This window comes from Pseudomonas sp. KNUC1026, assembly GCF_021650705.1.
Classification (GTDB): Bacteria; Pseudomonadota; Gammaproteobacteria; order Pseudomonadales; family Pseudomonadaceae; genus Aquipseudomonas.
The window spans coordinates 1,500,035-1,514,601 of record NZ_CP087138.1 but is presented as its reverse complement, the minus strand read 5'-3'; the positions used below and the strand labels follow the sequence as shown (position 1 = coordinate 1,514,601).

Here is a 14,567-nt window from a genome sequence, read left to right as displayed (position 1 = left end):
GGCCTCGCAGGGCCTGCAGCACTGCGAGGCAATGACAGCCCGGCCCACGGGATAAATTTCGCACCGCCCGACCGGTTTGCAAGGCATACCTACCGACATGGATCCTTTATGCCTTCGCCTCACCGCCTGCGCGCTATCGACGCCCTCCGCGGCCTGGTCATGCTGCTGATGCTGTTCGACCACCTGCGCGATACCTTCTTCCTGCAATACAGCGTCGACGACCCGATGGACCTGAGCGCCCTGCCGCCCGGCCTGTTCTTCAGCCGCCTGCTGACGCACCTGTGTGCGCCGGTGTTCGTGTTCCTCACCGGCCTTGCCGCGTGGCTGTTCGGCCAACGGCAGGCGCACCGAAGCGCGCTGTCGATCTTTCTGCTCAAGCGTGGGCTGTTTTTGATCGTGCTCGAACTGACCCTGGTGAACTTCGCCTGGACCTTCGCCCTGCCGCCGGACGAAATCTTTCTGCAAGTGATCTGGGCGATCGGCGTGTGCATGCTGGCACTGGCCGGTTTGCTGTGGCTGCCACGCGCTGCGCTGGTGGCGCTGGCGGTGCTGCTGGTGGCCGGGCATAACCTGCTCGACGGCGTGCACCTGCCGGAAGAGGCGCCACTGCATGGCCTGTGGACCTTGCTGCATGACCCTGGCTGGCTATCACCTGCGGGGCTGCCGGACCTGAAAGTCACCTACCCGGTGATGCCATGGATCGGTGTGATCGCCCTGGGCTACGCCGCCGGCCCCTGGTATGGCATCGACCAGAATGCAGCCAGCCGCCGCCCTCGCCTGCTCGGCACCGCAGCGGTGGCCATCGCGTTATTCACACTGCTGCGGCTGTTCACCGGCTACGGTGAAGTGCGCTGGCTACCGAGCGAGCATATGGGGCTGAGCCTGATGAGTTTTTTCAACCTGACCAAATATCCGCCTTCATTGGCCTTCATCACCCTAATGCTGGGCGTGGGCCTGGTGTTGCTCGCGCTCCTGGAGCGTTTCGACAGCAGTGCCTTGAGCCGCACGCTGGCAACCTTGGGCGGCGCGCCAATGTTCTTCTACCTTGCGCACCTGCTCGCGCTGCGCGCGCTCTACCTGTTGTGCGTGGCGCTGTGGGGCTACAACCGCGAGGACATTTTCGCCCTGGGGCATCTGTGGCAAGTGTGGCTGGCGTCGGCCCTGCTGGCGCTTGCACTCTACTGGCCTACCCGCGCCTTCGCCCGGCTCAAGGCTCGGCGCAAGGACCTGCCATGGTTGCGCTATTTCTGAGGCTGCCGCGCGGCAACGCTTGGAGCCTGCCGCGCAAAGCTCTACGCTGTGGCCTTTGCCCGCCAAGGAGCGCCCATGCCCGCGCCTGTCGATGGTTTGCCCCGTGAACGCTTGATCCCCGCCGTGATCGCCGTGTGCCTGGCCGTCGGCATGGCCACCCTGGACACCGCGATCGTCAACACCGCCCTGCCCACTCTGGCGCACTCGCTGGGCACCGACTCGGCGGCGGTGATCTGGGTGGTCAACGCCTATCAACTGGTGATGCTGGCGACACTGCTGCCGTTCGCCTCACTGGGCGAGGTGCTGGGGCATCGCAGGGTTTACCTGGGCGGGCTGGCGGTGTTCGTGACGGCCTCGCTGGTGTGCGGGCTGGCCTGGTCGCTGCCGTCACTGGCCATCGCGCGAGTGTTCCAGGGCCTGGGTGCGGCGGCGCTGATGAGCGTGAACGCGGCGCTGCTGCGCTTCATCTACCCCTCGAAAATGCTCGGCAAGGGCATGGGCATCAACTCGCTGGTAGTGGGCTTGTCGTTCACCCTCGGCCCGACGGTGGCATCGGCGATTCTGAGCGTGGCCTCGTGGCACTGGTTGTTCCTGATCAACGTGCCGCTGGGCCTGGCAGCGGCGACCATGGCACTGCGCAGCCTGCCGCGCACCGAGCCCTCACCCCATCCTTACGACCGCACCGCAGCGATACTCTGCGCCGGGCTGTTCGCCAGCCTCACGCTGGCACTGACCAGCAGCGCCCAAGGCAGCGGCGGCCCATGGGCCCTGGCAGAGCTGGCGCTCGCGCTGGTATGCGGCATCACCTTGCTGCGCCGCCAGGCCAAGCACCCTGCGCCGATCCTGGCGCAAGACCTCTACCGCCGGCCACTGTTCGCCTTGTCGTCGCTGACGGCGGTGTGCTCCTTCAGCACTCAGGGCCTGGCATTCGTGGCCCTGCCCTTTTGCTGCAGCATCAACTGGGCCACAGCCAGGTCGCGACCGGCTACCTGATCACGCCGTGGCCAGCGGTGGTGGCGTTGATGGCGCTGGTGGCCGGGCGCCTGTCGGATCGCTACCCGCCGGGCGCCCTCTGTGGCATCGGCCTGCTGATGCTGAGCGCCGGCATGCTTGCGTTGGCCTTGCTCGGCCCTAGCGCTGCGGAGTGGGACATCGGCTGGCGCATGGCGCTGTGCGGTGCGGGGTTCGGTTTTTTCCAGTCGCCCAATCTCAAGGCGTTGATGACCAGCGCACCGGCGCACCGCAGCGGCGGGGCCAGCGGCGTGGTCGCCACGTCACGGTTGTTGGGGCAGACCCTGGGGGCGGCGTTGGTTGCGCTGTGCTTTCACTTGAACAGCGCCGAAGGGGCCTACATCGCCCTGTGGCTGGGCTGCGGTTTCGCGCTGGTGGGGGCGCTCGCCAGTTTCATGCGGCTGGCGCCGTTGGGCCGGGGTGCGCCAAGCTGAACCCCGTGCAGTTCAGAGCCTGACCAGCCCCTGGCGGGCGATGCGAACCAGATGGCCGATCACCGCTTGCGCCTGGGCGGCGCTGGGCGACTCCACGACCGCCAGGTCGAAGTGATCGTCTGCAATGCCTGAAAGATCATGCCCGCGCTCGACGAAGCGGATCGCCAGCGCCGTGGCCTTGCCGTTGCGCCGGGGCCAGCCGTCCAGGCAGCGCAGCAGTGTCGGCTGGTGCTGGCCGCAAAGCAGAATACGGGGCGCATGGCGTGCCGCTGGCAAAGGCGCCAGGCAAACGATGGGGCGTGGGCAATTCATGGGGGCAATCTCCGCCTCGCAAACTTCGCCGGGCGGGGTGGGAGGCATCACCGAGCCAGCGTTTTAGCGGTATTTCGCCTGGCCGTGTGGCCTGGCTGCGCCCCGCAAGTAGCTGTCTAAATCGGCGCAAGTGGCAGCGATCCTATGAAACGCTGCCGGGGATTGTCAAGGCAGGCCTCAACGGCTGGCCACGCCGCGATCGCGCGGCTCCAGGCTGTCGCGCTCGCGCGCATAGGCCAGGTAATACTTGTTCACGGCATTGACGAAGCTCACCGGCGCCATGCCAACCTGCTCCTGGGCCACGCGCTCGACCTGGAAGAACCACTGGTTGGGGTTCAGCCCACGCCGCCGCGCTTCGGCGCGCAGTGCCTGCACCCGTTCGGGGCCCAGGTTCCAGGCCGCCAGGGTAAAGGCCATGCGCTCGCGCTCGGCCAATTGCCGGCTGGCAAAGAAGCGCTTGCGGATCATCGACAGGTAACGCGCACCCGCCTTGACGTTGTTGTCCACCTCACCGATGCCCGCAACGCCAACGCGTTGCGCGGCCTGCGGGGTGATCTGCAGCAAACCGGTAGCGCCGCTGCCGCCGCGCGCCGAAGGGTCGAAGGCCGACTCCTTGAATGCCAGCGCTGCGAGGTCGAGCCAGTCCAGGCCAGCCTGCGCGGCATGGCGTTGCAGCAACGGGCGCAGCGCCTCCAGGCGCTGGCGGTCGCTGCGGGCGAGCGGATTGTGGATCTTGTACAGCGGCGAGTAGGCCTTTGCCAGAGCCTGGTCTTGCTGGGTGGGTGCCTTGTAGCCCTTTAGAAATGCATCGACCTGTTCGCGCAGCTGCGGCGCCTGGGCACGGGTGTACCAGCGCATGCCCGCCGGCGCGGCCAACGTCACCTGGTGCTGCGGCGCCAGGCCCGGCATCACCCGCGCCCAGCGGTTGGCGATCGGCTGCTCGACCAGGGTGAGCGGATACACCTTGGCCTCGACCATCTCCAGCACATCTTCCACGGCCAGGCTCGGGTCGGCCCATTCCACCTTCACAGGCGCTCGCTTGCGCGCTTGCAGGCGGGCATTGAGCGCCGCCAAAGGCTCGCCGGCGGCGCTGCCGCTGGGCAGCACCAGGGTTTTACCGGAGAGCTGATCGAGTTGTGCGTAGCGCCGGCCGCCTTTAGGGCCGACCAGCACCAGCGAAGAGGCGGCAACGGTGGGCTGGCTGCCGGTGACACCCTGGGCATTGGCCAGGTCCATCGCTTCGCCTGGGGCTACCAGGTCGCCCTCGCCGCGCGCCAGTGATGCCAGCAGTTGCTCCTTGGCCTTGGGAATCAGCTTGAAGGTGACCTTTTGCCGGCCACTGGAGCTGCCGGCGAGGTAGCGCTCGAAGGCATTGAGGCGCTGGTCTTCGATCCCGACCACCTGCCCGGCCACGCTGCCCGAGCTGTTGCGGCTCTGATTGACCAGCACGCGCAGCACATGGGTGCTGCGGATCTCCGGCAGGTCACGTACCGCAGCGGTGTGAGGCACGGCCTGTGGCCCATGGCCCTTGGCCAGGGCACACGCCGGCAACAGCAGGCTCGTGGCCAGCAGCAATAACGAACGTCTCATCGCAATCCCCCGTCCACCCTCCGCGGGCGTTGCCCTCGGACTGCGCCAAGTCACTGAAGTTCTTGGCTTTTCTTGGTTTTATCCGGCTCTGGTATGCTGTTGCGCCTTGCTTGAAGGTAGCCACCATGCAATTGATCGACATCGGCGTCAACCTGACCGCCTCCCAGTTCGACGGCCAGCACCGCGCCCTGCTCGAGCGCGCTGAGGCCGCGAATGTGGTGCAGATGGTCCTCACCGGCACCAGCCTTGCCGGCAGCGAAGCGGCGCTGGAACTGGCCCGCCAGCTCGACCCCGATGGCCAGCGGCTGTTCTGCACCGCAGGCGTCCACCCCCACGACGCCAGCCACTGGAGCCCGGCAAGCGAGCGACCACTGGCAGCACTGCTCGACGAACGGCAGGTGGTTGCAGTCGGTGAATGCGGGCTGGATTTCAACCGCGACTTTTCCCCACGCCCGGCCCAGGAAGCGGCCTTCGAGGCCCAGCTGGCCCTGGCGGCGCACAAGCAACTGCCGGTGTTCGTGCACGAGCGCGACGCCCACCCTCGCTTGCTGGCCATCCTCAAGGCCTACCGTGATCACTTGCCCGCTGCGGTGGTGCACTGCTTCACCGGCGATCGCCAGGCGCTGTTCGCCTACCTCGACCTGGACCTGCACATCGGCATCACCGGCTGGATCTGCGATGAGCGCCGCGGCAGCCACCTGCACCCGCTGGTGGCAAGCATCCCGCGCGGCCGGCTGATGCTGGAGACCGACGCGCCCTGGTTGCTGCCGCGCACGCTGCGGCCCAAGCCAAAAAATGGCCGTAACGAGCCGGCCTACTTGCCGGAAGTGCTGCGCGAAGTTGCGCGCCACCGAGGCGAAAGCGAAGCCGAACTGGCGGCACACACCACCGCTTGCGCTCGAACCTTCTTCAACCTCCCTGATCTGGATTGATCTGCGTCAACAAAAGCGTCATCTTGGCACGTGACAATACTGGCCCCGCGCCACTCAACGCCTGTCAGAGGACGCCTCATGCATTGGCTCCGTAATCTCTCGCTGAAATACAAGTTCTGGGCTGTCAACGCAGTGGCCTTCTTCACCACCGGCGTGCTGGTGCTCTACGCCGTGGCTTTGGAACAACAGTCGCTGGCCAGGGTGGTTCAACCGGCGCCCAGTTACTCCGACGTGTTCTTCAGCCACCTGGGCCAATACGCCATGGCGGTGCTGGTGCTGATGCTCGTGCTGCTCACGGCCTCGCAATTGCTCATCCGCTTTATCCTGAGCCAGCTCAATGAATTGCGCGACGTGATGGTGCATGTGGAGCGCAGCGGCGACCTGAGCGCGCGCGCCAAGGTGTACGGCGAGGACGAAGTCGGCCAGATGGGCAACGCCTTCAACGCGTTGCAGGCCGGTTACGGCCGGGTGGTCGGCACCGTCGCCCAGAGCGCCGGGCAGTTGGACAGCGGCGCGGCTCACCTGGCCGAACGCATGGCCAAGGTCCGCCAGGGCATGGTCGGCCAGCAGAGCGAAACCGACCAGGCCGCCACGGCCATCACCGAAATGACCGCCACCGTGCATCACATTGCCGAGCACGCCAGGGCCACCCGCACCCTCTCCGAGCAGGCTGACCACCTCACCGGCAATGGCCAGCAGGCCATGCGCCGCGTCAGCGAGTCGATCACCGGCCTCAGCGGCGGTGTGCAGCAGACCGCTGAGATGATCCAGCGCCTGGCCCAGGACAGCGAAAAGATCACCGGCATGGTCAACGTGATCCACAGCATCGCCGAGCAGACCAACCTGCTGGCGCTCAACGCAGCCATCGAAGCCGCCCGCGCAGGCGACATGGGCCGCGGTTTCGCAGTGGTAGCCGATGAAGTGCGCAACCTGGCCAAGCGGGTGCAGGCCAGCACCGACGAGATCACCACCATGATCAACGCGCTGCAGGCCGGCACCCGCGATGCGGTGGACTTCATGCGTGACAGCTCGATCAAGGCCGATGCGTGTGTGGAGCAGGCAGCGGAAGCGGCCGGCTCGCTCAAGGAAATCACCGATGCCGTGCGGCAGATGCGCGAGAGCAATACCCAGATCGCCGTGGCCGCCGAGCAGCAGAGTCAGGTGGCCGAGGACATGAGCCGTTCGGTGGTGAGCATTCGGGAAGTGACCGAGCACACCGTGCGCCAGACCACCGACTCGGCTGCCACGAGCGATGAGCTGGCGGTTTTGGCCACAGGCTTGAGCAGGGCGATTGGCCAGTTGCGCCTATAGCGCCCATAGGCAAGCTTGATTATCGCCTCACCCCGGGCAGGGCTACTCTGGAATCAAGAAACATTTCGCAAACCACCGTTTGCAGGAGTAGCCCCATGATCCGCCGCCTCGTGACCTCCGTTGGCCATTTCCCTGAAACCACCGCTCGCTCCCCGCTGGCCGTGCCCATGCTGGTGGTGGGCGGCTTGCTGATCGCGGCGGGCCTCGCCTGCGCCAGCCCCGTGGAAATGGTGATCGGCGCCCTGTGCCTGGTGGCTTCAATGGCCAAGCCCAACGCCTAACCGAACACCGTCACCGTTTGCCGGCTGAGTGCTACCAACTCGCCGGCCTCCGTCCAGATGGCGGCAGCCGCGTGGCCATAGCCGTCAGCGGCATGCTCGACCACCGCCTCGTATTGCAGCCATCGCCCAGCGCCCACGCAAAGCAGTGGCTGCCTGCATTCCAGGGTCCAGTTCAGCGTGCTGGCCGGTGCCGGGCCTTTAAGGTGTGGCAGCACGGCTGGGGGCCAGGCGTCGGCGAGCAGGATCAGCCGGGCAGCGTCCAGCGGCAGCGCGCTTTCGGTTTCCGGCAGGCGCATCCAGCCGCCGATGGCCGGTGAAGGCGTGCCAGTGAATGGCAGGCCGCCCAAGCCCCAGCGCATATCCAGATGCTGCAGATACGCCGGCCAGCCCGGCTGGGCGCTGATCTGCACACAGCGCTCACGGGCAGGCAAAGCCGGTGCGGGGCGCGCCGTGACGGCAATGCTCGACTCACGCGGCGCACCGAAACTGGCCTGCGCCAGGGTCACCACGTCACCGCCCTGGCGGGCGATGCACATCAGGCTGGTCACCGATTTGCCGCGCCGCAGCACCTGGGGCTCGAACTGGACCGGCACATCCACCGCTGCGGGCCCGACGAAGCTCACCGTCAGGCTGCGCAGCGGCGCATCATCCGGCACATCAGCGCCCATCGCTTCATACAGCAATGCCGCCATCAGCCCACCGTATACCGCGCGCCCCTGGCTCCAGTCACTGGGCACGCTGAGGGTGTGTGGCGTTCGGCGGGCAGCATCGAAAAGCGCTTCTAGGGTCATGGCCGGGGTCCTGGCAAGTGGGGCCTTACTTTTTCATGAGCTGGGTCAATTGCGACAGGGCCTTGTCCGATCTGCCCTCGGCTTCGTCCTGAGCGGCTTGCCATTGCTGCTTGAGCGGGGCCAGCTCCGGCTCTTGCTCGGCGCGCAGCAGCCATTGCACGTGGTCATGCCAGTCGCCCAGCGCGCCCTGGGCTTTCTTCAGCGCCTTGGCCCAGCCTTTGGGCAGCGGCTGGCGCTCGGGGTAGGCCTCGGCTGCATAGCGAACTCGCTTGATCAGCAAGCGCAGGCGGTGGCGGTCGTGAGCGGGGTCGGCCAATGCCTGGCGCAAGCGCTTGTGCTGTTTGGCCAGGCGCTTGTCGATGTTGCGGCCCAGGTGCTCGATGACGCCGTTGCGCTGCGCCGTGCGCAGCAGCGGCACGATGGCGCTGAGCAGGTTGAGCAACTGAGACAACTGATTGCAGCGGGCGACCTGGCTGAACGCCTCGGTAGCAGCGCGTCGCCGCGGCTGGGCGAGCTCCGGGTGCCCGTGCTCCAGCAGGTGCGCGGCCAGCACTTCGCGGTCGCGCATGGGCGTGGTGAGCTGGCCCAGAGCGCGGGCGGCATCCTCCAGGCGGTCGATGCCGGGCAGGCCGCGCAAGGGCCGCAGCAGGCTGCGCAGGCGGCGCACAGTGGTGCGCAGGTCGTGCAGCGCTTCGCTGTCGGTGTGCGCGGCCAGCCGCTCGCGGCAGGCGATCAGGCGCAGCTCCAGGCCGATCAGGTGGGCGATCAGCGGATCCAGCGTAGAGGCCATCTTCGTGTTCCTTCTTCAGGTGTGCTTGAGTTCACGGCGCAGCAGGTTGAGCGCCGTGGCCAGGGAGTGGGGTGAAGCGGGCTGGCCAGCGTAGCGCTGGGCCGTCCATTGATCGATGAACGCCTGGATCGATTGGCGCGCGGCCGGTAACGCAGCGCTGGCACGGCGGGCGAAATCACGCGGGCCTTCAGCGGGCTCACGCACCAGGTTGTGAGCGGCCAGCAGCCGTTCGAACCGATAAAAGCTCGCCAGCAATGGATCGGGCCGCTGCCGCCAGGGTTTGAGCACGGCCAGCGCCAGCGCCAGCAGGATCACCCCGCCGCCCACCGGCAGCACCCACGGTGCCCGATCGCGGAACCAGCGCCAGAGCAAGGCGCCCTGCTCCGCCTGCTGGTAGCCGAGCACCCAGCGCTCCCAGCCATAGTTGAGGTTCTCCCAGCCCAGGCGCACCGCGTTGAGCCAGGCAAGGTTACGAAAGCGCAAGGCATTGCTTTGCAGAAAGGGCTCATCCTGCGCCAGCGCTTCGGCCAGGCCCAGCTCGACGCGCTGCGGCGCCACGGCAAAGGTGGGGTCGACGCTGCGCCAGCCCTGGCCAGCCTGCCAGTACTCGACCCAGGCATGGGCATCGTATTGGCGAACGCTCAGGTAGTTGCCCGCCGGGTTGAGTTCGCCCTCGATAGCCGACCACCATGCGCGAGGGAATGCCGGCAGCGCGCAATACGAACGTCATGGCCCCGGCGTAGTGGCCGCAGAAGCCACGGCGCGTGTCGAACAGGAACTCATCGATGCTGTTCTGGCCGAGCGTCTCGGGGCGCAGGGTGTAGTGGTAATCCTGATCGTGGAAGTGCGCCAGCAGGGCCGCCACCAACGCCTGCGGCTCAGGGTGCTGGCGCGCAAGCTCCGCGGCCCAGGCGCGGCTGCGTGGGTCGCCCTGGGCCGGCAAGGCCAGTGTTTCTCGGCGCATCGGTTCGGTGAGGGTGGCGTCACGCCGCACCTGTGGCCAGGACTGCACCTCGTAGCCAAGGGTCTGGTCCACCGGCCGGTCGCGTTGCAGCCGATAATCGAGGCGCTGGCTGACGCCGGTGAGCGAGGTGCGGGCAGTGTCGAGGGTGAACAGCCAGGGCCGGTCGTTAGGCTCCTGAATGATGCGATAGCTCAGCTTCGGGCCTTGCTCGGCCCAGGGTTGTACCTGTGTGAAGCGCGCCAGATTGCCCTGCAACCAGCGGCGGCCATCGAAACGTTCAAGGGTGAAGGCGCGCCAGTACAGCTGCTGGCGCGGCGGCAGGGCGCCATCGAAGCTGGCACGAAACACCAGTTCCGGGGACTGCGCCAGCTGGGCGATATCGGCGGGGCTGGCGCTGTCGTCCAGGCCGGTGCGCGCCTGGTGGCTGTTGAGCGGCAGCGACCACAACGGCGCGATGCGCGGAAAGCACAAAAACAGCAGCAGCGCCAACGGCACCGCCTGCAACAGCAGGCTGCCGGCCAGGCGCGGTGCCTGCCGAACGCCCTCGCCTCCCTGCAGGCCGATCATCGCCGCCACCAGTGCCATCAGCGGCAGCAGGCTGTACACGGCCCACGGCAGGCTGGCGTCGAACAGGAAGGCGACGACCTGGCAGAACAGCCCCAGCAGGATCAGCACCCAGGCATCGCGTGGCCCGTCGAGCTCCAGCAGCTTGAGCACGAATGCAGCCACCAGCAGTGCCGCCATGATCTCAAGGCCGAAGCCACCACCGCCGCTCAGGTACACGGCCACTGCAGCCAGCACGGTGATGAAGGCGCGCAACCAGCGCCCTGGTGGCCGCAGCCGCATGCGGTACATCTGCACTCGCCAGCCAGTGCACAGCAACCACAGCAGCAACAGCCAGGGCGGCAGCTCGAACCACAGCGGCAGCAGCACCAGTGCCTGGCCGGCCAGCAGCCAGGCCAGCCCGGCGCGAGGGATCCCCACCCGACTCACGGCCGCACCTCGAACAGTGCCAGCGCCCGCAGGCAGGCGCTGCGCTGTGCTTCGTCGCACGCCGGGCCCCAGTGCTGGCCGGGCAAGCGCAATGTAAAGGGCCGTTGCTGTTCACACAGCGCCAGCACCCAGAAGCACAGCAGGCCCAGGCGAGTCTCGAGCTCACCCTCCAGCGTGTCGAAATCCAGAGTCAGGTCCTGACCGCTGGCCTGGGCGAAGGTTTTGACCAGCAACGGGCCACCGCGCGACCAGGCTTTCCAGTGCACCCGCCGCCACAGATCGCCGGGCTGATATTCGTTCAGCCCCTGGAAGTCGTCCGCGCCAGGGCCAGCCAGCAGCAGCCCCTCGGCCTCATCAGGTGAGGCCGCACCGAGCTGGCGCGGCAGCTCACCCGGCAGTGGCTGCGGATAGACCAGCGCCCGCTGCCCGCCGCGCACCCAGCTCCAGCAATGCAGCAGGCCCAGCGGAAACTCGCTGTGCAAGCGCACCCGCGGCGCGTCGAGCCAACCCCGGCGGGTGCTGGGCAGTGGCAATTCGAGCCGCGCAGCCTGGCCTGGCGCGACCGACACGCGCTGCGCCGCCTGCCCGGCGAAGCCCACCCAGATCGCCTGGTGCGCCTTGCCGCTGCTTTCCAGCAACACACCGAACAATGCCTGCTCGCCGGCGAACACCGGCGGCGGCGTCGCACTGGTGATTTCCAGCCCGCTGAGGTTGCCAAAGGTGTGCAGCATTGCCGCCATGAACAGCGAGCCGAGCACGAAGACCAAGGCATAGGCCAGGCTGTTCTGGTAGTTGATCGCCGCCAGCAGAATCAGCAGCAGTGTGGCCCCGTACGCGCAACCGGTGCGGCTGGGCAGGATGTAGACCCGTTTGTGGTCGAGCCGCACCCTCGCCGAGGCGGGCGCGCGGCGGTCTTGCCAACGCCGCAGGCGCAGCGCCAGCGCGGCCTTCACAACGCAGGCACCTCGCGCAGCAGCCATTGCACCAGCGCGCCGCCGCCCTGCCCGGCAGGGTCGGCGCGCTCGCGCAGGCGGTGCCCGGCCACCGACGGCAGCACGGCCTGCACGTCTTCGGGGATCACATAGTCGCGCCCGGCCAACAGCGCCCAGGCACGCGCTGCGGCGAGCAACGCCAGGCTGCCGCGCGGCGACAGCCCCCAGGCGAACGGCGGCTGAGTGCGAGTGGCTTCCACCAGGCGCAGCACGTAGTCCACCAGCGGCTCGCTCACCCGCACCTGGCGGGCTTCGGCCTGCAGCCTTTGCAGCTCGCCATCGCCCAGCAGCGCCGGCAACTGCGGGAGCATTTCGCGCCGAGCCTGGCCGGTGAGCAGCGCCCGCTCAGCGGCCTGCGCCGGATACCCCAGCGACAGGCGCATGAGAAAGCGGTCCAGCTGAGATTCGGGCAGCGCGAAGGTGCCGCCCTGGTGGCTTGGGTTTTGCGTGGCAATCACGAAAAACGGTGAAGGCAGTGGGCGCGTGGCACCCTCGATGGTGACCTGCCCCTCCTCCATCGCCTCAAGCAAGGCGCTCTGGCTCTTCGGGGTGGCGCGGTTGATTTCGTCAGCCAGGATCAGCCCGGCGAAAATCGGCCCCTCGTGGAACTGGAACTGGCCGCTGTCCTTGTCGTAGACCGAGGTGCCGAGGATGTCGCTGGGCAGCAGGTCGGAGGTGAACTGGATGCGTTGAAAATCCAGCCCCAGCACGCGGGCCAGGGCCTGGCTGAGGGTGGTCTTGCCCATGCCGGGCAAGTCTTCGATCAACAGGTGCCCGCCGGCGAGCAGGCAGGCCAGAGCCAGGCGGACCTGATGGTCCTTGCCGAGCACAATGGCGTTGATCGAATCGAGGCAAGCCGACAGCGAGGGGCGCATACCGAGGGGCCTCCGATGGCAGGCGGCCAGGGCGAATGCCCTGGCCGTTCAGCACGGCTCAGCGGCCGGCGCGCGACTCACGAATGTAGAAACGGGCTTTTTCGGCCTTCTCCGAGCAGCCTTCGTACTTCTCGAATTGCTGCTGGGTCTTGGCGGCGGTCAGCAGCGACAGCGCCTTGGAGTAACTGACGGTGCCCGCGAAACCTTCGGCTTTGGCCAGGTCAAGCTCGTGCCAGGCGGCGTCCAGTTGGGTACCGCAGCTGGCGCGGTACTCGGTGCGAGCGGCACAACCTGACAGTACGACGGCGATCAAGGGCAGGCAGAACCAGGCTTTCATGGGAGGGTTACCTCAAGGAGTGGGACAGCGATTGTGCAGCATCTGACGGCGCGCCAGGAAAAAAGTGCCGCCGCGCCAATTGCCCCAGGCCCCGGCGTTGAGGCATGGTAAGGGTGTTTTTTGTCAGGACATATTTCCATGCGCAAGCGCGTCGCACTGGTTCTGGGCTCTGGCGGGGCCCGTGGCTATGCCCACATCGGCGTGATCGACGAAATCGAACGCCGTGGCTATGAAATTGCCTGCATCGCCGGCTGCTCCATGGGCGCGGTGGTGGGCGGCATCTACGCTGCCGGGCGCCTGGGCGAATACCGCCGCTGGATCGAGCAACTCGACTACCTCGACGTGCTGCGCCTGCTCGACGTGAGCTTTCGCCTGGGTGCCATCCGTGGCGAAAAGGTCTTCGGGCAGATCCGCCGGCTGGTGGGTGAAATCAACATCGAGGATTTGCCCATCCCCTTCACCGCGGTGGCCACCGACCTGACCAACCAGCAGGAGATCTGGTTTCAGGAGGGCTGCCTGCACCAGGCGATGCGCGCGTCGGCGGCGATCCCGAGCCTGTTCACACCCGTGCAGCAAGGCCACCGCGTGCTGGTCGACGGCGGGCTGCTGAACCCATTGCCGATCGTGCCGGTGGTGTCGAGCCACTGCGATCTGATCGTGGCGGTGAACCTCAATGCCACCAACCACCATCAATACCAGTTGCCGGTGATCGAACGCCCGCCCAGCTTCAAGCACCGCTTCGACCGCCTGATCGGTTCACTGGGCAACCGCATGCCACTGCGCCGCCGCCCGGCCGAAGCCGTGCTGGCGATGGAGCACGATGCCATCACCCAGCCCTCCGCCTGGGAAGGCGAAGCGCCCGCACTGGTGCTGGGCAGCGCTCCGCCCCCACGCCGCGACGAAGGCGCACCGGCCTCGGCCAACCATTCGGTGATTCTCGACAACGTCGGGCCGGCCTCGCTGCTGGACCTGGTGAACCAGAGCTTCGAGGTGATGCAGACCTCGTTGTCGCAATACAAGATCGCCGGCTACCCGCCGGATGTGCTGGTCAACGTGCCCAAGCGGGTGTGCCGGTTCTTCGAGTTCTACCGGGCGCCGGAGTTGATCAAGCTGGGCGGATTGATCGCCAAGGATGCACTGGATGTCTGATGAGCGGGGGCGCCGTTAGGTGGTAGCGCAGCTTGCCGCGCGACTTCACAGCTCCAGGGTCACCCCCCTGTCGCCCGGCAAGCCGGCCTCCCACGTGGTTCAGCAGCGGCGCTTGCCTGGTGGGAGGGCGGCTTGCCGCGCGACTTCACAGCTCCAACGTCACCCCCACGTCGCCTGGCTAGCCGGCCTCCCACTTGGTTCAGCAGCGGCGCTTGCCCGGTGAGGGGGCAGCTTGCCGCGCGACTTCACAACTCCAGGGTCACCCCCATGTCGCCCGGCAAGCCGGCCTCCCACGTGGTTCAGCAGCGGCGCTTGCCTGGTGGGAGGGCGGCTTGCCGCGCGACTTCACAGCTCCAACGTCACCCCCACGTCGCCTGGCTAGCCGGCCTCCCACTTGGTTCAGCAGCGGCGCTTGCCCGGTGGGGGGCAGCTTGCCGCGCGACTTCACAACTCCAGGGTCACCCCCATGTCGCCCGGCAAGCCGGCCTCCCACGTGGTTCAGCAGCGGCGCTTGCCTGGTGGGAGGGCGGCTTGCCGCGCGACTTCACAGCTCC

At 67.3% G+C, this 14,567-nt stretch carries 12 protein-coding genes and 2 pseudogenes; 6 read left to right on the top strand and 8 right to left on the bottom strand.

The window, feature by feature from the left end; translation table 11 throughout:
• The first annotated feature begins 108 nt into the window (after positions 1 to 108).
• Together LN139_RS06845 and LN139_RS06840 are read left to right on the top strand one after the other, a co-directional pair.
• Entirely contained in the window at positions 109 to 1,251 is a 1,143-nt protein-coding gene (locus LN139_RS06845) for a DUF1624 domain-containing protein (protein ID WP_236359279.1), read from the top strand.
• A 75-nt stretch (positions 1,252 to 1,326) separates the two neighbouring features.
• Positions 1,327 to 2,696: pseudogene (locus tag LN139_RS06840) on the top strand (MFS transporter).
• Between the two features lie 12 nt (positions 2,697 to 2,708).
• Here LN139_RS06840 and LN139_RS06835 read toward each other — a convergent pair.
• Together LN139_RS06835 and LN139_RS06830 are read right to left on the bottom strand one after the other, a co-directional pair.
• Entirely contained in the window at positions 2,709 to 3,008 is a 300-nt protein-coding gene (locus LN139_RS06835) for a class I SAM-dependent methyltransferase (RefSeq protein ID WP_236359278.1), read from the bottom strand.
• 177 nt (positions 3,009 to 3,185) lie between these two features.
• A complete protein-coding gene (locus tag LN139_RS06830; RefSeq protein ID WP_236359277.1) occupies positions 3,186 to 4,598 on the bottom strand; it encodes a transglycosylase SLT domain-containing protein in 1,413 nt (470 codons plus the stop codon).
• Between the two features lie 125 nt (positions 4,599 to 4,723).
• On the opposite strand from LN139_RS06830, the gene LN139_RS06825 reads away from it, so the two are divergent.
• From LN139_RS06825 to LN139_RS06815, 3 genes are all read left to right on the top strand, one after another.
• Complete coding sequence (locus LN139_RS06825) at positions 4,724 to 5,530, top strand: TatD family hydrolase (protein ID WP_236359276.1); 807 nt, start codon at positions 4,724 to 4,726, stop codon at positions 5,528 to 5,530.
• A gap of 78 nt (positions 5,531 to 5,608) precedes the next feature.
• Positions 5,609 to 6,841, top strand: a complete 1,233-nt coding sequence (locus LN139_RS06820; protein ID WP_236359275.1) for a methyl-accepting chemotaxis protein — start codon at positions 5,609 to 5,611, stop codon at positions 6,839 to 6,841.
• A 95-nt stretch (positions 6,842 to 6,936) separates the two neighbouring features.
• Entirely contained in the window at positions 6,937 to 7,122 is a 186-nt protein-coding gene (locus LN139_RS06815; RefSeq protein WP_236359274.1) for a hypothetical protein, read from the top strand.
• Here the strand turns inward: LN139_RS06815 and LN139_RS06810 are convergent.
• From LN139_RS06810 to LN139_RS06785, 6 genes and pseudogenes are all read right to left on the bottom strand, one after another.
• Positions 7,119 to 7,913: an acyl-CoA thioesterase gene (locus LN139_RS06810; protein ID WP_236359273.1), complete on the bottom strand. Its 795-nt coding sequence runs from the start codon at positions 7,911 to 7,913 to the stop codon at positions 7,119 to 7,121. The two genes, LN139_RS06815 and LN139_RS06810, sit on opposite strands and share 4 nt — an antisense overlap.
• A 25-nt stretch (positions 7,914 to 7,938) precedes the next feature.
• Entirely contained in the window at positions 7,939 to 8,703 is a 765-nt protein-coding gene (locus LN139_RS06805; protein ID WP_236359272.1) for a CHAD domain-containing protein, read from the bottom strand.
• Between the two features lie 15 nt (positions 8,704 to 8,718).
• Positions 8,719 to 10,696, bottom strand: a pseudogene (locus tag LN139_RS06800) (transglutaminase TgpA family protein).
• A complete protein-coding gene (locus LN139_RS06795) occupies positions 10,657 to 11,613 on the bottom strand; it encodes a DUF58 domain-containing protein (RefSeq protein ID WP_236359271.1) in 957 nt (318 codons plus the stop codon). Before LN139_RS06795 ends, LN139_RS06800 begins: the two are co-directional and overlap by 40 nt.
• Complete coding sequence (locus LN139_RS06790; RefSeq protein WP_236359270.1) at positions 11,610 to 12,527, bottom strand: AAA family ATPase; 918 nt, start codon at positions 12,525 to 12,527, stop codon at positions 11,610 to 11,612. The genes LN139_RS06795 and LN139_RS06790 overlap by 4 nt, the downstream gene beginning before the upstream one ends.
• Positions 12,528 to 12,585: 58 nt before the next feature.
• Positions 12,586 to 12,864: a hypothetical protein gene (locus LN139_RS06785; RefSeq protein ID WP_236359269.1), complete on the bottom strand. Its 279-nt coding sequence runs from the start codon at positions 12,862 to 12,864 to the stop codon at positions 12,586 to 12,588.
• 138 nt (positions 12,865 to 13,002) lie between these two features.
• Between LN139_RS06785 and LN139_RS06780 the strand changes: the two genes are divergently transcribed.
• Complete coding sequence (locus tag LN139_RS06780; RefSeq protein WP_236359268.1) at positions 13,003 to 14,013, top strand: patatin-like phospholipase family protein; 1,011 nt, start codon at positions 13,003 to 13,005, stop codon at positions 14,011 to 14,013.
• The last annotated feature ends 554 nt before the right edge of the window (positions 14,014 to 14,567 follow it).